Below are 22894 nucleotides of genomic sequence, written 5' to 3'. Positions count from 1 at the left end.
GCGGAGACCGGGGCGCGTCGCCGGGGAGTCGGTCGGCGGGGGCGCCCCCGGTTCTCACATGCGGGAGACGTTCCGCTCGTACACCAGGCGCAGGCCGATCAGGGTCAGCCAGGGCTCGTGCTCGTCGATCTCCTTGGAGTCGGCGAGGACCATCGGCGCCAGGCCGCCGGTCGCGATCACGGTGACGTCCGAGGGGTCGCCGCCGGGGCCCACGAGCTCCCGCTTCATGCGGGCGACGACGCCGTCGACCTGGCCCGCGTAGCCGTAGACGATGCCGGACTGCATCGCCTCGACCGTGTTCTTGCCGATGACGCTGCGCGGCCGGGCCAGCTCGATCTTGCGGAGCATCGCGCCCTTGACCCCGAGTGCCTCGACCGAGATCTCGATGCCCGGCGCGATCGCCCCGCCCGCGTACTCCCCGCGCGTGGTGATCGCGTCGTACGTCGTCGCCGTACCGAAGTCGACGACGATCGCCGGGCCGCCGTAGAGCTCGACGGCGGCGACCGCGTTGATCACGCGGTCCGCGCCGACCTCCTTCGGGTTGTCCGTGAGGACCGGGACGCCCGTCTTGACGCCCGGCTCCACCAGGACCGCCGGAACGTCCCCGTAGTAGCGCCGCGTCACCTCGCGCAGCTCGTGCAGCACCGAGGGGACCGTCGCGCAGATGGCGATCCCCTCGATGCCGTCGCTCAGCTCGACGCCGAGCAGCGGGTGCATGCCCATGAGGCCCTGGAGCAGGACCGCCATCTCGTCGGCGGTACGGCTCGGATCGGTGGAGATCCGCCAGTGCTCGACGATCTCGTCACCGTCGAAGAGACCGAGGACCGTGTGCGTGTTGCCGACGTCGATGGTGAGCAGCATCAGGCCCGCACCTCACGCAGGTCGAGGCCGATGTCGAGGATCGGGGAGGAGTGGGTGAGGCCGCCGACCGCCAGGTAGTCCACGCCGGTCGCCGCGTACGCCGCCGCGTTCTCCAGGGTCAGCCGGCCCGAGGACTCCAGGACGGCGCGGCCGGCGACGAGGGCGACGGCCTCCTCGGTCTCTCCCGGGGTGAAGTTGTCGAGCAGGATCAGGTCGGCGCCCGCGTCCAGGACCTCGCGGACCTGGTGCATCGTGTCGACCTCGACCTCGATGGGCAGCTCGGGGAAGAGCTCGCGCACGGCCTTGAAGGCCTCGGCCACGCCGCCGGCCGCCACCACGTGGTTGTCCTTGACCAGGGCCGCGTCGGAGAGCGACATGCGGTGGTTGACGCCGCCGCCGCAGCGGACCGCGTACTTCTCCAGGGCACGCAGGCCCGGCGTCGTCTTGCGGGTGTCGCGGACCTTGGCCTTCGTGCCCTCCAGGACGTCCGCCCACGCGCGCGTGGCGGTGGCGATGCCGGAGAGGCGGCACAGGATGTTGAGCGCGCTGCGCTCGCCGGTGAGCAGGTCGCGGGTGCGGGCGGTGACGCTGAGGAGCACCTGCCCGGCCTCGACGCGCGCGCCGTCCTCGACGTGCCGCTCGACCTCGAACTCGTCGTCGCAGACGATCGACAGCACGGCCTCGGCCACGCGCAGACCGGCCACGACACCGGCCTCGCGGGCGGTGAAGTCGGCGGTGGCGACGGCGTCCTCGGGGACGGTCGCCACGGTCGTCACGTCGACGCCGCCGTCGAGGTCCTCGGCGATCGCGAGGTGGGCGATGTCCTCGACCTGTACGGGGTCGAGACCGGCGGCCGCCAGGAGCTCGGCGAGCGCCGGGTCGAGCCCGCACTCGAACTCCTCGCCGCCGCCGCAGCCACAGCCGTCGCCGCAGCCACCGGCCTCCTCGTCGGAGGAAACCGTGTTGATCTGGATGAGAGGGACGTCCACGGGCTGCGGACGGGCTTCCTCGGGCGTGGTCACTTACGGCTCCCTGGGGGCATCGGAGGTGGGGGGAAGGTCATGCGTGCCGGTCGTCCGGACGTCGAGGGTCCGCTCCGGGGTGAGGCGTACGACGAGATGCCGGCGCCAGTCGGTGTCGTCGCGGTCCGGGTGGTCCTCGCGCCAGTGGCAGCCGCGGGTCTCCTCGCGGCGGCGGGCGGCGGCGACCAGGACCCGGGAGACGCACAGCAGGTTGGTGGTCTCCCAGGCGTCCACGCCCGGCTCGCCGGCCTTGGTGTCGTCGGTGCCGCCCGCGAGGGCGTCGCTGTGCAGCGCGTCGAGGGCCTCCGCGGCCTCCCGCAGGCTGACCTCGGAGCGCAGCACGCCGGCGCCGGCCGTCATGATCCGCTGGATACGGGTCCGGGCGCCGGCCACGGGCAGCGGCAGGGTCACCGGGGTCGCGTGCGGCACGGGAACGCCCGCCGTGCGCGGGGCGGCGGCGGTGATGTCGTCGGCGATCCGCTCGGCGAAGACCAGGCCCTCCAGGAGCGAGTTCGAGGCGAGCCGGTTGGCGCCGTGGACGCCCGTGCAGGCCACCTCACCGCACGCGTACAGGCCCGGCACGGTCGTCCGGCCCCGCAGGTCGGTGCGGACGCCGCCGGAGGCGTAGTGGGCGGCCGGGGCGACCGGGATCGGCTCCGTGACCGGGTCGATGCCGTGGGAGCGGCAGGCCGCGAGGATCGTGGGGAAGCGCTCCTCCCACATCTCGGCGCCGAAGTGGCGGGCGTCGAGGTACATGTTCTCGGTGCCGTGCTCCCGCATGCGGCGCGTGATCGCCTTGGCGACGATGTCCCGGGGCGCCAGCTCGGCCAGCTCGTGCTGCCCGAGCATGAAGCGGACCCCGTCGGCGTCGACCAGGTGGGCGCCCTCGCCCCGTACCGCCTCGGAGACCAGCGGCTGCTGGCCCTCGGAGCCGGCGCCGAGGAAGAGCACCGTGGGGTGGAACTGGACGAACTCCAGGTCGGAGACCTCGGCCCCGGCGCGCAGCGCGAGCGCGACGCCGTCGCCGGTGGAGACCGCCGGGTTCGTGGTGGCGGAGAAGACCTGGCCCATGCCGCCGGTGGCGAGGACCACCGCGGGCGCGTGGACGGCGCCGACGCCGTCGTGCTGGCCCTCTCCCATGACGTGCAGGGTCACACCCGCCGTGCGGCCCTCGGCGTCCGTCAGGAGGTCCAGGACGAGGGCGTGCTCGATGGTGCGCACGCCCCGGTCCCGTATCGCCTCGACCAGGGCGCGGGAGATCTCGGCGCCCGTCGCGTCCCCGCCCGCGTGCGCGATGCGGCGGCGGTGGTGGCCGCCCTCGCGGGTCAGCGCGATCTCGCCGTCGGCGGTCTTGTCGAAGTCGGCGCCGGTCGCGATCAGCCGGCGGACGGCGTCGGGGCCCTCGGTGACGAGGGCGTGCACGGCCCGCTCGTCGCAGAGCCCGGCGCCGGCGACCAGGGTGTCGTCGAGGTGCTGCTCGGGGGTGTCGCCCTCGCCCAGGGCGGCGGCGATGCCGCCCTGGGCCCAGCGGGTGGAGCCGTCGTCGAGCCGGGCCTTGGTGACGACGACCGTACGGAGCCCGGCGGCGGTGCAGCGCAGGGCGGCGGTGAGGCCGGCGACCCCGGAGCCGACCACGACGACGTCGGCGTCGATGGCCCAGCCGGGCGCGGGGGCGTGCAGCCGTATTCCGGTCACTGGGTGGCTCCGAACATGGTGGACATGGTGGCTCCGAGATGGAGGGGGATGTTGTCGATCAGCCGCGTGGCGCCGACGCGCGCGGCGACGGCGAGGATCGCCTCCCCGTCGTGGTCGTCGGCGATCTCGGTGAAGTCGGCCGGGTCGACGAGGGCCAGGTAGTCGAGGACAAGCCGCGGCTCGGCCCTCGACGCGTCGTCGAGCACCGCCCGGGCCGCGGCCCGCACGGCCTCGGCGCCGCGGCCCTCGGCGGCCTGCGCGACCGCGTGGGCGTCGGCGGCGGCCCGTGCCTCACCGAGCCGGGAGAGCGCCTCGGCGCGGTTCTCGCCCCTGTTCTGGGCGCCGGGCAGGGCCTCGGCACGCGCGCGCAGCGCCTCCTGGGCGGCGAGCCGGTCGCGGGCGGCGAACAGCGCGCCGGACAGTGCGAGGGCGGTACGGCGCTCGTCGGCCGACAGGAAGCGGTTGCGGCTGGAGAGGGCGAGGCCGTCGTCCTCGCGGACCGTCGGCACGCCGACGATCTCGACCGGGAAGTTCAGATCGCGGGCCATCCGGCGGATCAGGGCCAGCTGCTGGGCGTCCTTCTGGCCGAAGAAGGCCAGGTCGGGGGCGGTGAGGTGGAGCAGCTTGGCGACGACGGTCAGCATCCCGTCGAAGTGACCGGGCCGGGAGGCGCCTTCGAGGAGCTCGCCCATGGGGCCCGCGGTGATCCGGACCTGGGGCTCTCCGCCCGGGTAGACCTCGTCGACGGAGGGCGCGAAGACGGCGCTCGCGCCCGCGTCGAAGGCCACCTCCAGGTCGGCTTCCAGGGTGCGGGGGTAGCGGTCGAGGTCCTCGCCGGCGCCGAACTGGAGCGGGTTGACGAAGACGGTGACGACGACGAAGCCCTTGTCGCCGACGCGCTCGCGGGCGGCCCGGATCAGGGAGGCGTGGCCTTCGTGGAGGGCGCCCATGGTCATGACCACGGCGTTCCCGCCGGGGGCCCCGAAGTGGGCCGCGGCGTCGTGGAGGTCCTCGACCGTGCGCAGGAGTTCGGCCGGCTGGTGGCGGACGGGCCGGCCGCTCGCGGCGCGGTCACGGGCGAACAGGCTCATCGGTCGTCTCCTTGCGGCCCGTCGGCGGCGGTGGTGTGGTCGGCCGCGAGCACGCCCAGCAGGTCCTCGGCCAGCTCGGGCTTGAGCAGGCCGTGCGCGAGCGCGCGGTCGGCGGTCGTGCGGGCCATCGCCAGATAGCCGGCGACCGTGCCGGGCGCGTGCTTGCGCAGCTCGGCGACGTGGGCGGCGACCGTGCCGGCGTCACCGCGCGCGACGGGGCCGGTGAGGGCCGCGTCACCGGACCGCAGCGCGTTGTCCAGGGCGGCGCCGAGGAGCGGGCCCAGCATCCGGTCCGGGGCGGCGACCCCGGCCTTGTGCAGCAGCTCCATCGACTGGGCCACCAGGGTGACCAGGTGGTTCGCGCCGAGCGCCAGGGCAGCGTGGTAGAGCGGGCGGGCGTCCTCGGCGATCCACTCGGGCTCGCCGCCCATCTCGATCACCAGGGCTTCGGCCGCCAGCCGCAGCTCCTCCGGCGCGGTGACCCCGAAGGAGCAGCCGGCCAGCCGCTGGACGTCGACGGGGGTGCCGGTGAAGGTCATCGCGGGGTGCAGGGCGAGCGGCAGGGCACCCGCGCGCCGGACGGGGTCCAGGACCCGGGCCCCGTACCGCCCGGAGGTGTGCACGATCAGCTGTCCCGGCCGTACGGCTCCGGTGTCGGCGAGGCCCTCGACCAGACCGGGCAGCGCGTCGTCCGGCACGGTCAACAGGACCAGGTCGGCGAGGGCGAGGACGCGCGCGGGCTCCACTACGGGGACATCGGGCAGGAGCTCCGCGGCGCGGCGCCGGGAGGCGTCGGAGACCGCCGAGACGGCGACGGGGCGGTGCCCGGCGAGCCGGAGGGCGGCGGCGAGGGCGGGGCCCACGCGGCCGGCGCCGACGACTCCGACGGTGAGCCGGGCGGGTCGGTCCTCGGCTCGGGGCTCTGGCGCTGCTGGTGCGTTCACGGTGGGGACGGCCTTCCGTTCCAGTCCTCGGCGGGTACCGGACGATTTCTGGTCATGCTACGCCAGCGTTTCGCGGTACTCCGTGGCTGTCCACAGGGTGTGGGCGGTGGTGTGATGATCGGTCCATGGAACCTGTGGACGATGTGGACACCATGGCCCCGGCGGACTCCGCGGACGGGAACGGGGACGCCGACGGGGACGCGGACGGGGAAGCGGCCCGGCTGTACCGGGCGAAGCTCTGGGGCGGTGCCGCACGGAAGCTGTGGCACACCTCGGTGGACGGCACCGTCGGCACGCGCCTGCGTGAGCTCGCCGACTGGGCGGAGGCCACCGGCCGCGCCGAGAGCCCGATCGACACGTACGGGAACGGCACGGTCGAGGAGCTCGAGGAACGCGTCGCCGCGGAGCTCGGTATGCCCTCCGCCGTCTTCTTCCCCACCGGCACGATGGCCCAGCAGGTGGTGCTGCGCTGCTGGGCCGGACGGACCGGCAGCCCCGTCGTCGCCCTCCACCCGCTGGCCCACCCCGAGGTCCACGAGGGCGGGGCGCTCGGGGCCGTCTCCGGGCTCCGTACCGTCCACCCGACCGACGCGCCCCGCCTGCCGACGGCCGAGGAGGTACGGGACCACCCGGAGCCCTTCGGGACGCTGATGCTGGAGCTGCCGCTGCGGGACGCCGGCTTCGTGCTGCCGTCCTGGGAGGAGCTGACCGCGGTGGTGGAGGCGGCCCGCGAGCGGGACGCCGTGGTCCACTTCGACGGGGCGCGGCTCTGGGAGTGCCCGACGCATTTCGGCCGTCCGCTCGCGGAGATCGCGGGGCTCGCCGACAGCGTCTACGTCTCGTTCTACAAGTCGCTCGGCGGCCATTCCGGCGCCGTGCTCGCCGGACCCGAGGACGTCATGGCCGAGGCGCGGGTGTGGCGGCACCGGTACGGGGGCCAGGTCTTCCAGCAGTACCCGGCGGCGCTGTCCGCGCTCCGGGGCCTGGACGAGGAGCTGCCCCGGCTGCCCTCGTACGTGGCCCACGCGCGCGTGGTGGCCGACGCGGTCCGGGAGGCGCTCACGGAGGCGGGCACCGGGTGGTTCCGGGTCCACCCGGAGGTCCCGCACACCCACCAGTTCCAGGTCTGGCTGCCGTACGAGCCCGAGGCCCTGACCGCGGCGTCCGTCGCCCAGGCCGAGGCCACCGACACGGTCCTCTTCCGCCGCTGGTTCACCCCGGGCGCGGGCGGCCCGCCGGGGGTCGCCGTGACGGAACTGACGGTGACGGGAGCGGGCCTGGAGTGGACGGCGGAGGACGTGCGGACGGCGGTACGGGACTTCCTGACCCGGCTCGCGTAGCCACCGGGGGGCGGTGCGGCTACCGGCCGGCAGGCGCGGGCCCAGCCCCCGTCAGCCCCGTCAGCAGGCGCGCGGCCGCAACCACCGGCGCAGGGCGGTCCGGAGGCCGGCCCGCGCCGGGCGCCCCGCCAGGACCCGCTCGAAGCGGCGCCGGTCGCGGACCGACCGCAGGACGGCGACGTCGTGGGTGCCGGGCGCCGGAGGCATCGGCTCACCGAGCCGGGCGGCGCGGTACGTGTCGAAGAGGTACTGATGCAGCGCGTTCATGTCCTCACCGTGCGCCGTGCCCCGGCGCCTCGGCCCGCCGTTTGACGAGGGTCGTCAAACGGCGGCCTGGACCGCCCCGGACGTCGATTGACGGCCCGCGTCAAACGACGCGACAGCCCCGCCGCCCGACCCCGCACCATAGGGGGGTGAGCGTGACCATCGACATCACCGGACTGCCGCACGAGCGGATCACCTTCTGCCCCTCGCCGCTGGCGGAGCTCGGCAACGCCCTGCACGCCCTCGCCGAGCCCGCCCATCACGCCCGGCTGCACGCCTGGACGACCGCCACCTCCGCCGCCATGAAGCCCGAACTCGCGGACCGGCTGCACGAGGCCGACTTCATGTGGCGGTCCGCCCGCTCCGACTTCCTGCTGCCCGCCCGGCCGCGCGAGACCCTCGCCGAGGAGCTGGACGACCTCGACCGCCTGGACGACGAGAAGTACGTCGGCGCGGCCCTGGAGATCTCCTGCAGCAGCCGCTACTCCGAGGGCATCCCGTCCCCGCTGGTCGACGAGCAGTCCCGCCGCCGCGCCCTGGACCTGGCCACCGCGCGGGGGCCGCGCCAGGCGGCGTTCGTGGAGCGGATGCTGGCCGAACCGGCCGCCACGCGCGCGTGGATCCGCCGGCTTCTGGAGGACTGCGACGACGCGTTCTTCGCCGACACCTGGCGCCGGGTCCGCGTCCAGCTCGCCGCCGACGCCCGCCACAAGACCGAGCTGCTGCGCCGCAAGGGCCTGGCCGAGGCCCTGACGGCCGCCTCGCCCGCGCTCGCCCTGGAGGACGGGCCGCACGGCACCCGGATCGTCGTCGACAAGCTGGTGCACGGCCGGACGGAGGCGCAGGGCTCCGCCGTGACGCTGGTGCCGACGGCCTTCGGCTGGCCCCACCTCTTCGCCACGAGTGCCCCCGGCTGGCAGCCGGTCATCCAGTACCCGGCCGCCACCCGTGACGTCGGCGGCGTCGAGCCCGTCGAGACGGTCAAACTCCGCCTGGAGGCCATCGCCCACCCGATGCGGATGCGGCTGTGCCGCAACCTGGCGCGCGGCTCGTACTCCACGAGCGAGCTGGCCGACGCGTACGGCATCACCGCACCCGAGGTCTCCCGCCACCTCTCCGTCCTGAAGAAGGCGGGCCTGCTCACCACGCAGCGGCGTGGCCGGTACGTGCTGCACCAGCTCGACTTCTCCGTCGTCGCCCGCCTCGGCAGCGACTTCCTGGAGAGCGTGCTGCGATAGGTCCCGGTTCGGGGGCGGGCCATTCGGGAGGGGCCCACCCGGCCCCTCAGTCGAAGCGGATGTGGGAGAGGCCCACCCGGAGCCGCCGCAGCCGGTGCCGCAACGGCCCGTCCGTGTTCGGCTCGGGCCGCAGTCCGGCCAGCTCCGCGACCCGGTCGGCCACCTCCGGGACCGTCAACCGGTCCGTCCGGAGGTGGTGGGCGAACTCCGGGGCCGCCAAGCGCTCCAGGCACTCGTCCAGCTTGGCCACGGCGAAGCTCTCCCGCTTCAGTCCCCGTCCGAGGCCCCGCTCGGCCAGCCGCCCCAGGACCGTCTCCCGCTCGGCGAGCAGCGCGACGTGCCGCACCCGGTCCGCGCCGTGGTCCGCGCGCAGCCGGCCGACGATCTCGGCGAAGTACGCCGGGTCGGTGAGCGTCATCGGCACGATCACGGGGCCGTGCCCGTACCGCCGCAGCGCCAGGTCGAGCACCTCGTGCACGCCCTGCCGCCAGGCCCGCAGGTCCTGGAAGTCGCCTCTGAGCGCGGGCGGCAGCGTCCGGTGCAGCCCGAAGCCGATGTGCTCGGGGTCGCACACCACGCTGCCCGGCAGCCGGCGCCGGAGCTCGTACGCGGTCTGCGTCTTGCCCCCGCCGAAGGGACCGTTGACCCACAGCAGCATCGAGGCCTCCTCCCCGCTCAGCCCGCCGCGCCGCCGCCCGCCCGGACCAGGCCCGTCTCGTACGCGAGGACGACGACCTGGACCCGGTCGCGCAGGCCCAGCTTGGTCAGGATGCGGCCCACATGGGTCTTCACCGTCGCCTCGGAGAGGACGAGCCGGGCGGCGATCTCGCCGTTCGACAGGCCCTGCGCGACCAGCATCATCACCTCGCGCTCCCGGTCCGTGAGCCGTCCCAGCTCCTTGTGCTCGGGCTCCCGGCCCGAGGACGGCAGCATCGGCGAGAAGCGGTCGAGGAGCCGCCGGGTGGTCGAGGGCGCCACCACCGCGTCGCCGCTGTGCACCGAACGGATCGCGCCCAGCAGCTCCGCCGGCGGCACGTCCTTCAGCATGAAGCCGCTCGCACCCGCCTTCAGCCCCGAGAACGCGTACTCGTCGAGGTCGAAGGTGGTCAGGATCAGCACCTTCGGCGCGTCCGGCTGGGAGCAGATCCGCCGGGTGGTCTCCACCCCGTCCAGCTTGGGCATGCGCACATCCATCAGCACGACGTCGACCGCCGTCGAGCGCAGCACCTCCAGCGCCTCGACCCCGTCGCCCGCCTCCGCCACGACCTCCATGTCCGGCTGGGCGGCGAGCACCATGCGGAAACCGGTGCGCAGCAGCACCTGGTCGTCGACAAGCATCACGCGGATGGACATCAGATTCCTTCGGGGTCGTCAGTGAGCGGGCTTGAGAGGGAGCAGGGCGCTGATCCGGAAGCCTCCACCGGGACGCGGGCCCGCGTCCAGCGTGCCGCCGACCATGCCGACCCGCTCCCGCATGCCGATCAGACCGTGGCCGCGGCCGTCGGCTCCCCCGTCCTCGTACATCTCCTGCGGCGCGCCCCGGCCGTCGTCCTCGACGAGCAGTCCGAGGCCGTCGTCGAAGTACACCAGCCGGACGCTGGCCCCGACGTCGGGACCGCCGTGCTTGCGCGTGTTGGTGAGGGCCTCCTGCACGATCCGGTACGCGGTGAGCTCCACGCCGCTGGGCAGCGGGCGCGGGCTCCCCTCGATCGCGAAGTCGACGGTCAGACCGGCGCCCCGCACCTGATCGACCAGGTCCTCGATCTGCTTCACGTCGGGCTGCGGCACGTACTCCCCGGCCTCCTGGTGCTCCCCGGTCCGCAGGATGCCGAGCAGCCTGCGCATCTCGGCGAGCGCCTGCCGGCCCGTGGTGGAGATGGTGTCCAGCGCCTGCTTGGCGGTCTCCGGGGAGGAGTCCATGACGTACGCGGCGCCGTCGGCCTGCACCACCATCACCGACACGTTGTGCGCGACGACGTCGTGCAGCTCGCGGGCGATCCGGGCCCGCTCGGCGGCGACCGCGACCTTGGCCTGGGCCTCGCGCTCCTGCTCCAGGCGGGAGGCCCGGTCCTCCAGCTGCGCGAAGTAGGCGCGGCGGGTGCGGAGCGAGTCGCCGAGGACCCAGGCGAGCGCGAACGGCACGGTCATGATGACCGTGAAGAAGACCAGGGCCGCGGTGGACCCCGCCTCCTCCATGGGCCATCTCAGCTGCGAGAGCGTCGCGGCGGAGAGTCCGCCGGCCAGCGCGAGCCGGGACGCCCAGCGGGGGCCGTCGTGCGCGGCGACGGTGTAGATGATCACGAGCATGGCGAAGTCGGCCATGAACGGCGTCAGGCCGAAGCCGAGCTGTGCCACTCCGAGGACGACCGCGAGGACCAGCATCTTCTCGGGGGCGCGTCGGCGCAGGGCCACGACCACGGAGAACAACACGGCGACGAGGCCGTATCCGAGGGGATGGCCCTCCACGGTCCCCGAGCGGGCCGCCACCACCCACAGCATGGAGAACCCCAGGAGGACGACCGCCCAGAAGGTGTCGACGCCCGTCGGGTGTCTGCGGATGAAGTCGTAAAGGCGCTGCACGTCACCCAGAGTAGGGAAGGGAGATAGGTGCAGGGATCAACCGTGGGGTCGATCCTTGGCGCGGGACCCGTACTCCCCGAGGTGGAGACTGGGGCGCGTGACGGATGAGACGTGTCAGTGGCAGGGGTGGCGGCAGGCCACGGAACGGGCGTTGTACGGCCCCGGGGGCTTCTATCTGCGGCCCGAGGGGCCTGCGGGGCACTTCCGCACCTCGGTGCACGCCTCCCCGCTCTTCGCGTCGGCGGTGGCCCGGCTGCTCGCCGAGGTCGCGGAGGAGCTGGGAACGTCCGAGGTCGATCTCGTGGACGTGGGCGCGGGGCGGGGGGAGCTGCTCACGGGCGTCCTCACGGCGCTCGGGCGCGGCGAGGGCTCGCCCGAAGGCCTTACGGACGGTCTCACGGGCGGCTTTACGGGCGGTCTTACGGGCGGCGACGGCTCCCCGAGCGGTCTCACGGTGCGGGCGTACGCCGTCGAGCGTGCGGCGCGGCCCGCCGGGCTCGATCCCCGGATCGAGTGGACCGACCGGCTGCCCCGGGGCGTGCGGGGATTGGTCTTCGCGAACGAGTGGCTCGACAACGTGCCGGTGGACGTCGCCGAGGCGGACGCGGAGGGCACGGCCCGCTACGTGGAGGTCCGCGCGGACGGCGCGGAGCGGCTCGGCGGTCCCGTGTCCGGAGCGGACGCGGAGTGGCTGGCCCACTGGTGGCCCCTGCGGGAGCCGGGCACACGGGCCGAGATCGGCCGGCCGCGCGACGAGGCCTGGGCGTCGACGGTGGCCTCGCTGGCGGCGGGCCGCGCCGTGGCCGTGGACTACGCGCACGTACGGGAGGCCCGACCGCCCTTCGGCTCGCTGACCGGCTTCCGGGCGGGCCGCGAGGTCCCGCCGGTCCCGGACGGCAGCTGCGATGTGACGGCGCATGTGGCGCTGGACGCGTGCGGGGCGGCGGTCGGGGGCGAGGCCGGCCACGGTGGATTGCCGGTGTCCGAGATCGTCACGCAGCGGGAGGCTCTGGGCCGGCTCGGGGTGTCCGGCGGACGGCCGCCGCTCTCGCTCGCCTCGACCGATCCCGTCGCGTACGTCCGTGCCCTCTCCTCCGCCGGGGAGGCCGCCGAGCTCACCGCTCGCGGCGGTCTCGGCGACTTCCTCTGGCTGACCCAGCGGGTTCCGGGCGGGGCTACGAAGCCTCCGGGCCAGGGGGGATACTGACCGCATGACGGAGACGACGGTCGGCATCGGCGGCGCGGCGGAGAGCACCGACATGGTGCTGAACATCGGGCCGCAGCATCCCTCGACCCACGGTGTGCTCCGGCTCCGGCTCGTGCTCGACGGCGAGGTCGTGCGGCAGGCCGAGCCGGTCATCGGCTATATGCACCGCGGTGCCGAGAAGCTCTTCGAGGCGCGGGACTACCGGCAGATCATCATGCTGGCCAACCGTCACGACTGGCTCTCCGCCTTCTCGAACGAGCTCGGCGTGGTCATGGCCGTCGAGCGGATGCTGGGCATGGAGGTCCCGGAGCGCGCGGTGTGGACCCGTACGCTCCTCGCCGAGCTGAACCGGGTCCTCAACCATTTGATGTTCCTCGGCTCGTACCCCCTCGAACTGGGCGGCATCACTCCGGTCTTCCACGCCTTCCGGGAGCGCGAAGAGCTCCAGGCCGTGATGGAGGAGGTCTCCGGCGGCCGGATGCACTACATGTTCAACCGGGTCGGGGGCCTCAAGGAGGACCTGCCCGCCGGCTGGCTGGGCCGGGCCCGCCAGGCCGTCGCCGACGTCCGCTCGCGGATGGACGTGTACGACCGGCTCGTCCTCGGCAACGAGATCTTCCGGGGCCGTACGCGGGGGGTCGGCGTGCTGTCCCCGGCGGCGGTCCACGCGTACGGGGTGTCGGGGCCCATCGCCCGTGCCTCGGGCGTCGACTTCGACCTGCGCCGCGACGAGCCGTACCTGGCCTACGGGGAGCTCCAGGACACCCTGCGGGTCGCGGTGCGCGAGGAGGGCGACTGCCTGGCCCGGTTCGAGTGCCTGCTGGAGCAGACGCACAACTCCCTGGACCTCGCGGACGCGTGCCTGGACCGGATGGCGGAGCTGCCGCCGGGGCCGATCAACCAGCGGCTGCCGAAGGTGCTCAAGGCGCCGGAGGGCCACACGTACGCGTGGACCGAGAATCCGCTGGGCGTCAACGGCTACTACCTGGTGTCCAAGGGGGAGAAGACCCCGTACCGGCTGAAGCTGCGCTCGGCGTCGTTCAACAACATCCAGGCGCTGGTGGAACTGCTGCCGGGGACGCTGGTCGCGGACATGGTGGCGATCCTGGGGTCGCTGTTCTTCGTCGTGGGCGACATCGACAAGTAGCCCCGCCCCGCCCGTTGTGGGCAATCGTCCCGCAGGGCGGGTGGGAGCGGGGCGGCGTGTGCCCACACGGCGGGTGGGAGCGGGGCGCGGCGTGTGCCCACACGGCGGGTGGGAGCGGGGCGCGGCGTGTGCCCACACAGGAGTGGTGTGGGCGGCGGGTCAGGAATTCACCGCGCCCCGGAGTTCCGCCACGTCCAGCTGCTCGGTCTCGTCGTGGGCCGTCAGGTCGATGACCTGGCCGACCGCCTGCGTCTGTGCCGGGGCCAGCGGGTTGCCCGGCGTGCCCGTGGGGCTGATCGGGGTGAGGAGCGGGGCACCGAGCGGGGACTGCGCCGCGAGGGCCTCCTCCAGGACCTCTTCGCCCACGACGTCGGCGAGGTCGGTGTGCTGCACGGCCTCGATCGCCGCCGCCTTCTGCATACCGAAGAAGTCGAAGCCGCCTTCGGGGCGCGGGACGGGCCTGCGGGCCGCGTACGGGACGATCGCGGACGCCGTCGGGACCGCCGGGACCCTCGTGGAGGGGGGCGGGACCGGCGCGGCCGGCGGGAGCGCGAGGGCGGCGGCGGCCGGACGGCTGTGCTCGGTTCCGGCTGCCGCCGCGTGCTTCCCCTGCGGCTCCTCCGTCTCCCGGGCACGCTCGGCGAGGTCACGCGCGCGGGCGGCCTCGATGGTGCGGCGGGCCTGCTGCGCCGCGGCGTTGCGCGGGAGGTCGCGCAGGGCCTGGGCGGCGCGGCGGTAGTCCTCGGGAGTGGGCGTGGAGCCCCCGGCGGTCAGCGCCTTGGGGTCGCCCGCCGTACTGGCCGCCGACTCCAGCGCCAGGACACGGGCGCCCTCCAGCGCGCTGGCCCGCTCGGTCTCGGCCGTGGCGTACCGGCGGAGCAGATCGGCGTGCTCGCCGCGCAGCCCGGCCAGCTCCACGCGCTTGGCGCGGAGCTTCGCGTCGAGCCGGGAGCGGAGCGCGCGGGCCTCTTCGAGGTCGGACTCCAGCTCGGCGACGCGCTCCTCGGCCTTCCACTGGTCGGCGGTGCGCGCCCGGTCGAGCTCGGCGACCCGCAGTCCGGCGCTCCGGTCCCAACTGCGCATGAGGACGGCACCGGTGACGGCGGCGGCCGCCGCGGCGCCCGCGAGCAGCCGTACGACGATCAGGTCACCGGGCAGCCAGGCGGCCGCGGCACACACGACCGCGGCGCCGGCGACCGCGGAGGGCGGCAGCAGCTTGTGCAGAGGCGGGGAATGGCGGTGGCGTCCACGTGGCATGGCCTGAAATTTACCGTGCGTAGGCGGCGCGTGGGGTGTCGGCCCGGCAATCTCTTGGCCACTTCTCGTCACCAGAAGTGGATATCCACCGTTCCGGTTCCGCTTCGGGCCGACGCCCCTCACCCGACGCCTACTTGTTGAGCAGCCCCTTCGTCTCCAGATACTCCTTGGCGACGTCCTCCGGCTTCGCCCGCTCGGCATCGACCTTACGGTTGAGTTCGGCGAGATCCGCTGTGGTCAGCACCTTGGTGATCTTGTCCAGGGCGGCGGCTATGTCGGCGGAACCGGCGTCCTTGGCGTTGACCACGGGCAGCACGTTGTCGGCGTTCTGCAGCTTCTTGTCGTCTTCGAGGAAGACCAGGCCGTAACTGTCGACGGTGGCGTCCGTGGTGGTCGTCAGGACCAGCTGGTCCACCCCGTCCTTCACCGCCTGCTTGGCCTGCGGGGTGCCGACGCCCTTGGGGTCGATCCCGGTCACGTCGATCCCGTACGTCTTCTTCAGGCCGGGCGCGCAGAACGGCCGTACCGCGCATTCGTCACCGGCGGCGATCTTCACCTTCAGCTTCGAGCCGCCGAGATCGGAAAGCGTCTTCAGCTTGTTCTTCTCGGCGAATTCCTTCGTCACCGCGAACGCGTTCTGATCGACCGCCTCACCGACCGCGAGCACCTTCAGGCCGCGCGGTTCGGCGAGCTTCCGCAGCGCCTCGACCGTGGCCGTCGCGTCACCGGAGGCGACCGGCTTCTCCTCGGGCGCCTTCGGCCCGTTCACCTTCGCGTTGAGGAATTCCGCGATGGTCGCCGCGTATTCGGGGACGACGTCGATCTCGCCCTTCTCCAGCGAGGGCTCGTACAGCTCGCGATTCTTCACGGTGGTGATGGATACGGAGTATCCGGCGTCCCGCAGCGCCTGGGCGTACAGCTCGGCGAGCACCTTGGCCTCGGTGAAGGCCGCCGCGCCGACCACCAGGGAGCCCTTCTCCGCGCCGCCGGAGTTCCCGGCGCCCCCGGCGTCTCCCGAGCCCTTCTTCTTGCCCTCCTCCAGGCTGTCACCGCCGCACGCGGCCAGCGCGACGGTCAGCGCCGCCGTCCCCAGCACCGCGCCCGCGATACGCGAGACCCTGTTCACGAGATCACCCATCCCCAGTCAGCGTTTGCTCAGTCGATCGAATCGTTGATCACGTCGTTGGCCGGGCCGTGGCTCGAATCGTTGATCACGTCGTGGCTCGAAGCGTGGAAAGAACAGCCGGTCGGCGCCCACCAGGACGCCCTCCACCAGGAGGGCGAGCAGGGCCACGAGGACCGCGCCCGCGACGACCTGCGCCGTGTCGTAGGTGGCGAAGCCGGCCGTGATGATCCGGCCCAGGCCGCCCTGGCCGACCATCGCCGCGACCGTCGCCGTGGCCACCACCTGCACCGCCGCCGAGCGCACCCCGGTCATCACCACCGGCCGGGCCAGCGGCAGTTCGACCTGACGGAACAGCTGCCCGCCGGTCATCCCCATGCCCCGCGCGGCCCGCACCGCGGCCGGGTCCACCTCCCGCACCCCCACGTACGCGTTGGTGAGGAGCGGGGGTATCGCGAACAGCACGAGGGCCACGACGGTCGGCACGTATCCGGCGTTCCGCAGGGGGGACACCATGAACAGGGCGAGGACCGCGAAGACGGGGATCGCCCGCCCCACGTTCGAGACGTTCACCGCGAGGGCCCCGCCCCGGCCGAGGTGGCCGAGCCAGAGGCCCAGCGGCAGTGCGAGCGCCGCGGCGATCAGCAGCGCCGCCCCGCTCACGTACACATGCTCGGCGAGCCGCTGTCCGACGCCCTCCTCGCCCGTCCAGTGCGCGCCGGTGGTGAGCCAGCCCCAGGCATCCGTCACTACGCCCATCTCACCCACCTCCCGGCGCGGTCCGTATCCGGGTCCACGGCGTGAGCAGCCGCTGGAGTCCCAGGAGCAACAGGTCGGCGACGACGGCGAGCAGCACGCACAGCACCGAGGCGGCGAGCATCTGCGCCTTGAAGAAGGTGGGCAGCGCGTCCTCGATGAGATTGCCGAGGCCGCCGCGGCCGACGACCGAACCGACCGTCGTCAGCGCGATCGTGGAGACCGTCGCCATCCGTATGCCCGCCATCAGCACCGGGAGCGCCAGCGGCAGTTCGACCTGCCACAGCAGGCGCAGCGAGCCGTACCCCATGCCCCGGGCGGCCTCCCGGGTCTCGGCGGGCACGGCGGCGAGTCCCGCGAGCGTGTTCCGTACGAGGATCGTCAGCGCGTACAGCACGAGGCCGGTCACCACGAGCGCCGACGAGAGCCCGAAGAGGGGCAGCAGCAGGGAGAACATGGCGAGCGACGGCACCGTGTAGAGCAGGGTGGTCAGTCCGAGGACGGGTCCCGCGAAGCGCGGATCGGCCCGGACGAGCAGCGCGAGCGGCACCGCGACGGCGAGCGCGATCAGCACGGACACGGCCGTGATTCCCACATGCTGGAGCGTGGCATCGGTCAACTCCTGGGCGCGCGTGCGCAGATACTCACCGCAGATCCAGTCGTTCGTGACCAGACAGTTCGGTGCGCTCATCCGTCCCTCCCCCCGGGTCGCCGATCTCCCGAACGCATGTATGACGACCCTAACCCCCGGCACCGACAATCCCCGAGACCCGCCACAATGCGGCAACACGCCCTTCACACACCCCCGGCATCCAGGGGCCAGAATGGGGAACCATGATCCGGTTCGAGCACGTGACCAAGCGGTATCCGGACGGCACCACCGCCGTCGACGACCTCTCCTTCGAGGTGGCGGAGGGCGAACTCGTCACCCTGGTCGGGCCGTCCGGCTGCGGCAAGACGACCACGATGATGATGGTGAACCGACTGGTCGAGCCGACCTCCGGCCGCGTCCTCGTCGACGGCGAGGACGTCGCCGACGTCGACCCCGTCGCCCTGCGCCGCAAGATCGGCTACGTCATCCAGCAGGTCGGGCTCTTCCCCCACCGCACGGTCCTCGACAACACCGCGACCGTCCCCGCCCTCCTCGGCTGGAAGAAGGCGGCGGCACGCGCGCGCGCGGCCGAACTCCTCGACCTCGTCGGCCTCGACCCGGCCGTCTACGGCTCCCGCTACCCCGCGCAGCTCTCCGGCGGTCAGCGTCAGCGCGTCGGCGTGGCCCGCGCGCTCGCCGCGGACCCGCCGGTCCTCCTCATGGACGAACCCTTCGGCGCCGTCGACCCGGTGGTCCGCGAGCGCCTCCAGAACGAGTTCCTGGCCCTCCAGGCCACCGTCCGCAAGACCGTCCTCCTCGTCACCCACGACATCGAGGAGGCCGTCCGCATGGGCGACCGCATGGCGGTCTACGGGCAGGGCCGCATCGAGCAGTTCGACGCGCCCGCGACCGTCCTCGGCTCCCCCGCCACCCCGTACGTCGCGGACTTCGTCGGCAGCGACCGCGGCCTGAAGCGGCTCGCGGTCACGCCCGTCACGGAGGCCGACCTCGAACCCGTACCGGCGGGAGGTGCCGCGGCGACGGACAAGCCCGGGAGCCGGGACGGCGCCCCCGCCCCCGTCCCGCTCGGGACCTCGCTCAAGGACGCCCTCGCCGTGCTGCTCCAGCACGACACGGGCCGGCTCACGGTCACCGGCGACGACGGCCGGCCGATCGGCGTCCTCACTCCGGAGGGCGTCCACCGTGCCCTGCGCCGGGCATCGGCCCCGGCCCCGGCTTCCTGAGCGGGGCTCAGGTCGCGCTGAGCTTGCCGCTCATCCAGACGAGACCCGGCGGGATCTCGCGGTTCCAGGTGTTGAAGTTGTGGCCGCCGCTCTTCAGCGTGATCGACGAGACCTTCGCCGGGCTCTTCACCTTCTTGATGAAGTCGAGCGTGCCCCGCCGGTTGCCCTCGCCCTGCTTCGACGTCGTCACCAGGAACGACGACGGGCCCTGCGGCCGGTGGTCCAGGCTCCACAGCAGGTCGCCCCGCTTGCGCAGACTGTCGTTCCCGTGGAAGAGGTCGCCGGTCGTCACATCCTCCGCCGCCCGGTAGTACGCGGAGAATCCCGCCCCGGCGGCGAACCGGTCGGGGTGGTGCAGGGCGATCTTCAGCGCGCAGTACCCGCCCGTGGAGTTCCCCATGAAGCCCCAGTTACGGGGCTTCGTGCCCACCCGGTACGTCTCCGAGACCGCCTTCGGCAGGTCCTCCGCGAAGAAGGTCTCCGTCTGCGGGCCGCCCGGCACGTCCACGCACTCGGTGTCCCGCGGCGGCGCCACCGTCGGACGGAGCATCACCAGGATCATCGGCTGCATCCGGCCCTCCTTCGCCTGGAGGTACGCCGTCTTCGGGTACTTCAGCCCTTTGATCAGGTTCTCCGCCGTGCCCGGATACCCCGTCAGGACCACCGAGGCGGGGAAGGTGCGCTGGGCGTACTTGGCCTGGAAGTACTCCGGCGGCAGGTACACATAGGCCGGCGAGACGATTCCGGACCGCTCCCCCGCGACGACGACCTTCTGTATCTGGCCGGCGGTCGTCGGACGGCCGCCGCCCGGTACGTCGAGCCCCTGCGTCCCCACCACCTTGAGGTCCTTCGAACCGGCCGCGTGGTCGACGACCACGCCCATGTCCTGCTCCTGCCCGAACAGATCGGCCCACGAGCCGTAGAAGAGGAAGGAACGATTCGCCGTCAGGCCCACCGCCGCGAACAGCGCCAGCTGCGTCACCAGGAGCAACCCGATCCGCCCCACCACCGCCCGCCAGCCACGACGTGCGAGCCGCGGCCAGAGCCAGACCGTGACGAGGAACAGCGCCACGGCCAGCGCGACCGCCACCACGAGGACTTTGTTGCTGGTGAGACCCATGGGACGACCGAGCCTTCTTTCTGAGAATTTCCTGTGAACCGATGAACCCGACCCCGCACGGCTCCGTCCTAGAAGGCGCACCACCCGGAACGGCCCGCCGAACGCGCCGCAGGGCCCGACCGGAGTCAAGGACCCTTCGCAGGACCACGGGAAGCACGGGAAGCCATGTCTGTCACAGTAGATGGGGACAAATCAGGATTGGTTCCGGTTCGGGTACGCCGGATTCTCCGCGGCCCCCGCCCCGAGAAGGTCCCCGCGCTCGTCGGCACCGCCTGCACCCTGATCGGCCTCATCGACATCGCCGCAGGCGTCTTCCCCCGCTTCCGCGCCAGCCGGATGCACGCCATGGCGGAGGTCCTCCCCGGCACCCTCGGCCCCCTCTCCGCCGCCCTCTCCCTCAGCGCCGGCGTCCTCCTGCTGCTCCTCGCCCACGGCCTCAAGCGGCACAAGCGCCGCGCCTGGCGCGCCGCCGTCGTCCTCCTTCCCCTCGGCGCCGTCGCCCAGTTCGTCTGGCGCCACTCCGTCCTCGGCGCCCTCCTCTCCCTCGTACTCCTCGCGCTCCTCCTGCGCCACCGCGGCGAGTTCGCCGCCCTGCCCGACCCGCGCAGCCGCTGGCGCGCCCTCGCCAACTTCGTCGTCATGGGCGCCGGATCCATCGCCCTCGGCCTCGTCATCGTCAGCGCCCACCCGCGCCGCGTCATCGGCAGCCCCAGCCTCGCCGACCGCCTCGAACACGTCCTCTACGGACTGTTCGGCGTCGAAGGCCCCGTCGGCTACAGCAACGGCGTGGACTGGACCGTCGGCTACTCCCTCGGCGCGCTCGGCATGCTCACCGCCCTCACCACCATCTACCTCGCCTTCCGCCCCGAGCACCCCGCGGCCCGGCTCACCGACGAGGACGAGGTCCGGCTGCGCGCCCTCCTCGACCAGCACGGCAGCCGCGACTCCCTCGGCCACTTCGCGCTCCGCAGCGACAAGGGCGTCGTCTTCTCCCCCAGCGGAAAGGCCGCCGTCTGCTACCGCGTCGTCTCCGGCGTCATGCTCGCCAGCGGCGACCCCATCGGCGACGTCGAGGCCTGGCCCGGCGCCATCGAACGCTTCATGGACGAGGCCAAGGCCCACTCCTGGACCCCCGCCGTCATGGGCTGCTCCGAGACCGGCGGCCAGGTCTGGACCCGCGAGACCGGCCTCGACGCCCTCGAACTCGGCGACGAGGCGGTCGTCGACGTCGCGGATTTCTCCCTCTCCGGACGGGCCATGCGCAACGTCCGCCAGATGGTCAAGCGCATCGAGCGCAACGGCTACACCACCCGGGTCCGCCGCGTCCGTGACCTCGACGACGCCGAACTCGAACAGGTCCGCCGCGCCGCCGCCGACTGGCGCGGCACCGACACCGAACGCGGCTTCTCCATGGCCCTCGGCCGCATCGGCGCCCCCGGCGACGGAGACGCCGTGATAGCGACCGCCCACAAGACCGACGCGGGCGACGACACCGACCACGCCGCCGACTCCGCCTACGGCGACCTCAAGGCGATCATCCACTTCGTCCCCTGGGGACCGGACGGCATGTCCCTCGAACTCATGCGCCGCGACCGCTCCGCCGACCCCGGCATGAACGAGCTCCTCATCGTCGCCGCCCTCCAGGCCTCCCCCGGCCTCGGCATCGCGCGCGTGTCCCTCAACTTCGCCATGTTCCGCGCGGCCCTCGCCCGCGGCGAGAAGATCGGCGCCGGCCCCGTCCTGCGCGTCTGGCGCGGACTCCTCGTCTTCCTCTCCCGCTGGTTCCAGATCGAGTCGCTGTACAAGTTCAACGCCAAGTTCCGACCCCGCTGGGAACCCCGCTTCGTCGTCTACCGCAAGAGCCGCGACCTCCCCCGCATCGGCTTCGCCGCCATGCAGGCCGAGGGCTTCGTGAACCTCGCACTGCCCCGCCCCTTCACCCGCAGGCGCCCCGCCCCCGCCCCGCGCCCCTGCGCCCACATCGTCCCCGCCCCCTCGGAGCGCGAGGTCCGGGCGGCCTGAAGCCGCCTCCGGGCCCTACGCTGGACACATGAGTACGACGATCGACCGGGGTACGGCCCGGGGCCTGCCGGAGTGGGACCGCTGCGCGGTCATGGGCGTGGTCAACGTGACCCCCGACTCCTTCTCCGACGGCGGCCGCTGGTTCGACACCACGGCCGCCGTCAAACACGGCCTCGACCTCGTCGCCGAGGGCGCCGACCTCGTCGACGTCGGCGGCGAGTCCACCCGGCCCGGCGCCAGCCGCGTCGACGAGGAGGAGGAACTCCGCCGCGTCGTCCCCGTCGTCCGCGGCCTCGCCGCCGAAGGCGTCACCGTCTCCGTCGACACCATGCGCGCCCGTGTCGCCGCCCGTGCCGTCGAAGCCGGCGCCCTCCTCGTCAACGACGTCAGCGGCGGCCTCGCCGACCCCGGCATGGTCCCCGCCGTCGCCGCCGCCGAGGTCCCCTTCGTCGTCATGCACTGGCGCGGATTCAGCCAGGACATGAACAGCCTCGCCGTGTACGACGACGTCGTCACCGAGGTCGTCGGCGAACTCCGCACCCGCCTGGAGGCCGTCGTCGACGGCGGCATCGACCCCGAGCGCATCGTCGTCGACCCGGGCCTCGGCTTCGCCAAGCTCGCCCCCCACGACCTCGCCCTCGTGGCCCACCTCCCCGAACTCCGCGCCCTCGGCCGCCCCCTCCTCGTCGCCGCCTCCCGCAAGCGCTTCCTCGGCCACGTCCTCGCCCGCGAGGGCGCCGCACCGCCGCCCGCGCGCGAACGAGACGCCGCCACCGCCGCCGTCTCCGCCCTCGCCGCCCACGCGGGCGCGTGGGCCGTCCGCGTCCACGAGGTCCGGGCCACCGCCGACGCCGTACGGGTCGCCCGCGCCGTCGAGGGAGCCGCGTGAGCCGCGGCACCGACGAGGCGGCCGTCGAAGCCGCCAACACCGCCTTCTACGAGGCGATGGAGACCGGCGACTTCGAAGGCGTCTCGGCGCTCTGGCTCGACGACGGCGCCACCCCCATCACCTGCGTCCACCCCGGCTGGCCCGTCCTCACCGGCCGCGGCGAGGTGCTCCGCTCGTACGCGCTGATCATGGCGAACACCGAGTACATCCAGTTCTTCCTCACCGACCTCAACATCTCCCTCGCCGGCCGCACCGCCGTCGTCACCTGCACCGAGAACATCCTCAGCGGCGGCCCCGCCGAGGACGGCGCCGAACTGGGACCCCTCGTCGGTCAGCTCGTCGTCGCCACCAATGTGTTCCGCCACACACCCGACGGCTGGCGGATCTGGTCCCACCACGCCTCCCCGGTCCTCACGGAGACCGAGGAAACAGCGGACGAGGAGCCCGGCGGCGACACCCCGTAACCGCCCCGCCACCCGCCCTCCGGACCCGCCCACGGCCC

22 protein-coding genes are annotated in these 22894 nt (G+C 73.3%); 8 read left to right on the top strand and 14 right to left on the bottom strand.

The window, feature by feature from the left end; translation table 11 throughout:
* Positions 1-54: 54 nt before the first annotated feature.
* From N5875_RS21595 to N5875_RS21575, 5 genes are read right to left on the bottom strand one after another with little or no spacing between them, the layout of a single operon-like run.
* Positions 55-861: a type III pantothenate kinase gene (locus N5875_RS21595; RefSeq protein ID WP_318210651.1), complete on the bottom strand. Its 807-nt coding sequence runs from the start codon at positions 859-861 to the stop codon at positions 55-57.
* Complete coding sequence (gene nadC, locus N5875_RS21590; RefSeq protein WP_318210650.1) at positions 861-1883, bottom strand: carboxylating nicotinate-nucleotide diphosphorylase; 1023 nt, start codon at positions 1881-1883, stop codon at positions 861-863. Before nadC ends, N5875_RS21595 begins: the two co-directional genes overlap by 1 nt.
* The gene (locus tag N5875_RS21585) at positions 1884-3578 is read right to left on the bottom strand and encodes an L-aspartate oxidase (RefSeq protein ID WP_318210649.1); all 1695 of its coding nucleotides are present in this window, start codon (positions 3576-3578) and stop codon (positions 1884-1886) included.
* Positions 3575-4669 carry a pantoate--beta-alanine ligase gene (gene panC / locus N5875_RS21580; protein ID WP_338495471.1) on the bottom strand — a complete coding sequence of 365 codons (1095 nt, stop codon included), beginning with the start codon at positions 4667-4669 and terminating at the stop codon, positions 3575-3577. The genes N5875_RS21585 and panC overlap by 4 nt, the downstream gene beginning before the upstream one ends.
* Positions 4666-5613 (bottom strand): DUF2520 domain-containing protein, encoded by a 948-nt coding sequence (locus tag N5875_RS21575; protein WP_318210647.1) that lies wholly within the window; start codon positions 5611-5613, stop codon positions 4666-4668. Before N5875_RS21575 ends, panC begins: the two co-directional genes overlap by 4 nt.
* Before the next feature lie 125 nt (positions 5614-5738).
* On the opposite strand from N5875_RS21575, the gene N5875_RS21570 reads away from it, so the two are divergent.
* A complete protein-coding gene (locus tag N5875_RS21570; RefSeq protein WP_338495470.1) occupies positions 5739-6953 on the top strand; it encodes a beta-eliminating lyase-related protein in 1215 nt (404 codons plus the stop codon).
* Between the two features lie 60 nt (positions 6954-7013).
* Here N5875_RS21570 and N5875_RS21565 read toward each other — a convergent pair whose 3' ends face one another.
* Positions 7014-7220, bottom strand: a complete 207-nt coding sequence (locus N5875_RS21565; protein WP_318210645.1) for a hypothetical protein — start codon at positions 7218-7220, stop codon at positions 7014-7016.
* A 146-nt stretch (positions 7221-7366) separates the two neighbouring features.
* On the opposite strand from N5875_RS21565, the gene N5875_RS21560 reads away from it, so the two are divergent.
* A complete protein-coding gene (locus N5875_RS21560; RefSeq protein WP_318210644.1) occupies positions 7367-8455 on the top strand; it encodes a DUF5937 family protein in 1089 nt (362 codons plus the stop codon).
* 46 nt (positions 8456-8501) lie between these two features.
* Here the strand turns inward: N5875_RS21560 and N5875_RS21555 are convergent, their stop codons facing one another.
* From N5875_RS21555 to N5875_RS21545, 3 genes are read right to left on the bottom strand one after another with little or no spacing between them, the layout of a single operon-like run.
* Positions 8502-9113 carry an AAA family ATPase gene (locus N5875_RS21555; RefSeq protein ID WP_318210643.1) on the bottom strand — a complete coding sequence of 204 codons (612 nt, stop codon included), beginning with the start codon at positions 9111-9113 and terminating at the stop codon, positions 8502-8504.
* A 17-nt stretch (positions 9114-9130) separates the two neighbouring features.
* Positions 9131-9808, bottom strand: a complete 678-nt coding sequence (locus N5875_RS21550) for a response regulator transcription factor (RefSeq protein ID WP_318210642.1) — start codon at positions 9806-9808, stop codon at positions 9131-9133.
* Positions 9809-9826: 18 nt separating this feature from the next.
* The gene (locus tag N5875_RS21545; protein ID WP_318210641.1) at positions 9827-11035 is read right to left on the bottom strand and encodes a sensor histidine kinase; all 1209 of its coding nucleotides are present in this window, start codon (positions 11033-11035) and stop codon (positions 9827-9829) included.
* 97 nt (positions 11036-11132) lie between these two features.
* On the opposite strand from N5875_RS21545, the gene N5875_RS21540 reads away from it, so the two are divergent.
* Both N5875_RS21540 and N5875_RS21535 read left to right on the top strand, forming a co-directional pair.
* Positions 11133-12242, top strand: coding sequence for an SAM-dependent methyltransferase (locus tag N5875_RS21540; RefSeq protein ID WP_338495469.1), 1110 nt, complete (start codon positions 11133-11135; stop codon positions 12240-12242).
* Between the two features lie 4 nt (positions 12243-12246).
* A complete protein-coding gene (locus N5875_RS21535; RefSeq protein ID WP_073907874.1) occupies positions 12247-13389 on the top strand; it encodes an NADH-quinone oxidoreductase subunit D in 1143 nt (380 codons plus the stop codon).
* Between the two features lie 159 nt (positions 13390-13548).
* Here N5875_RS21535 and N5875_RS21530 read toward each other — a convergent pair whose 3' ends face one another.
* The 4 genes from N5875_RS21530 to N5875_RS21515 all read right to left on the bottom strand — a co-directional run bounded on the left by N5875_RS21530 (position 13549) and on the right by N5875_RS21515 (position 17216).
* Entirely contained in the window at positions 13549-14646 is a 1098-nt protein-coding gene (locus N5875_RS21530) for a hypothetical protein (RefSeq protein ID WP_318210639.1), read from the bottom strand.
* 130 nt (positions 14647-14776) lie between these two features.
* Positions 14777-15784, bottom strand: a complete 1008-nt coding sequence (locus N5875_RS21525) for an ABC transporter substrate-binding protein (protein ID WP_318210638.1) — start codon at positions 15782-15784, stop codon at positions 14777-14779.
* Between the two features lie 6 nt (positions 15785-15790).
* Positions 15791-16528: an ABC transporter permease gene (locus N5875_RS21520; protein ID WP_318210637.1), complete on the bottom strand. Its 738-nt coding sequence runs from the start codon at positions 16526-16528 to the stop codon at positions 15791-15793.
* 1 nt (position 16529) lies between these two features.
* Positions 16530-17216, bottom strand: a complete 687-nt coding sequence (locus N5875_RS21515; protein WP_318210636.1) for an ABC transporter permease — start codon at positions 17214-17216, stop codon at positions 16530-16532.
* Between the two features lie 143 nt (positions 17217-17359).
* Between N5875_RS21515 and N5875_RS21510 the strand changes: the two genes are divergently transcribed.
* Positions 17360-18361: an ATP-binding cassette domain-containing protein gene (locus N5875_RS21510; protein ID WP_318210635.1), complete on the top strand. Its 1002-nt coding sequence runs from the start codon at positions 17360-17362 to the stop codon at positions 18359-18361.
* Positions 18362-18368: 7 nt separating this feature from the next.
* Here N5875_RS21510 and N5875_RS21505 read toward each other — a convergent pair whose 3' ends face one another.
* Positions 18369-19481 (bottom strand): alpha/beta hydrolase-fold protein, encoded by a 1113-nt coding sequence (locus N5875_RS21505; protein ID WP_338495464.1) that lies wholly within the window; start codon positions 19479-19481, stop codon positions 18369-18371.
* 165 nt (positions 19482-19646) lie between these two features.
* Here N5875_RS21505 and N5875_RS21500 point away from each other — a divergent pair, with 165 nt between their 5' ends.
* The 3 genes from N5875_RS21500 to N5875_RS21490 are packed head-to-tail and all read left to right on the top strand — an operon-like array spanning position 19647 to position 22856.
* Positions 19647-21503, top strand: coding sequence for a phosphatidylglycerol lysyltransferase domain-containing protein (locus N5875_RS21500; RefSeq protein WP_338495462.1), 1857 nt, complete (start codon positions 19647-19649; stop codon positions 21501-21503).
* A gap of 28 nt (positions 21504-21531) precedes the next feature.
* Positions 21532-22392 carry a dihydropteroate synthase gene (gene folP, locus N5875_RS21495; RefSeq protein WP_338495461.1) on the top strand — a complete coding sequence of 287 codons (861 nt, stop codon included), beginning with the start codon at positions 21532-21534 and terminating at the stop codon, positions 22390-22392.
* Complete coding sequence (locus N5875_RS21490; RefSeq protein WP_318210631.1) at positions 22389-22856, top strand: nuclear transport factor 2 family protein; 468 nt, start codon at positions 22389-22391, stop codon at positions 22854-22856. Before folP ends, N5875_RS21490 begins: the two co-directional genes overlap by 4 nt.
* The last annotated feature ends 38 nt before the right edge of the window (positions 22857-22894 follow it).

It is taken from the genome of Streptomyces sp. SJL17-4 (genome assembly GCF_036826855.1).
Taxonomy (GTDB): domain Bacteria; phylum Actinomycetota; class Actinomycetes; order Streptomycetales; family Streptomycetaceae; genus Streptomyces.
The sequence above is the reverse complement of the archived record's forward strand: the minus strand, read 5'-3'. Positions and strand labels throughout refer to the sequence as shown.

Excerpts from the sequence above, each read along its gene's own strand:
- N5875_RS21595 (WP_318210651.1), bottom strand. The coding sequence starts at position 861 with ATGCTGCTCACCATCGACGTCGGCAACACGCACACGGTCCTCGGTCTC.
- panC (WP_338495471.1), bottom strand. The coding sequence starts at position 4,669 with ATGAGCCTGTTCGCCCGTGACCGCGCCGCGAGCGGCCGGCCCGTCCGC.
- N5875_RS21570 (WP_338495470.1), top strand. The coding sequence starts at position 5,739 with ATGGAACCTGTGGACGATGTGGACACCATGGCCCCGGCGGACTCCGCG.
- N5875_RS21565 (WP_318210645.1), bottom strand. The coding sequence starts at position 7,220 with ATGAACGCGCTGCATCAGTACCTCTTCGACACGTACCGCGCCGCCCGG.
- N5875_RS21555 (WP_318210643.1), bottom strand. The coding sequence starts at position 9,113 with ATGCTGCTGTGGGTCAACGGTCCCTTCGGCGGGGGCAAGACGCAGACC.
- N5875_RS21550 (WP_318210642.1), bottom strand. The coding sequence starts at position 9,808 with ATGTCCATCCGCGTGATGCTTGTCGACGACCAGGTGCTGCTGCGCACC.
- N5875_RS21535 (WP_073907874.1), top strand. The coding sequence starts at position 12,247 with ATGACGGAGACGACGGTCGGCATCGGCGGCGCGGCGGAGAGCACCGAC.
- N5875_RS21530 (WP_318210639.1), bottom strand. The coding sequence starts at position 14,646 with ATGCCACGTGGACGCCACCGCCATTCCCCGCCTCTGCACAAGCTGCTG.
- N5875_RS21525 (WP_318210638.1), bottom strand. The coding sequence starts at position 15,784 with ATGGGTGATCTCGTGAACAGGGTCTCGCGTATCGCGGGCGCGGTGCTG.
- N5875_RS21520 (WP_318210637.1), bottom strand. The coding sequence starts at position 16,528 with ATGGGCGTAGTGACGGATGCCTGGGGCTGGCTCACCACCGGCGCGCAC.
- N5875_RS21515 (WP_318210636.1), bottom strand. The coding sequence starts at position 17,216 with ATGAGCGCACCGAACTGTCTGGTCACGAACGACTGGATCTGCGGTGAG.
- N5875_RS21510 (WP_318210635.1), top strand. The coding sequence starts at position 17,360 with ATGATCCGGTTCGAGCACGTGACCAAGCGGTATCCGGACGGCACCACC.
- N5875_RS21505 (WP_338495464.1), bottom strand. The coding sequence starts at position 19,481 with ATGGGTCTCACCAGCAACAAAGTCCTCGTGGTGGCGGTCGCGCTGGCC.
- N5875_RS21500 (WP_338495462.1), top strand. The coding sequence starts at position 19,647 with ATGTCTGTCACAGTAGATGGGGACAAATCAGGATTGGTTCCGGTTCGG.
- folP (WP_338495461.1), top strand. The coding sequence starts at position 21,532 with ATGAGTACGACGATCGACCGGGGTACGGCCCGGGGCCTGCCGGAGTGG.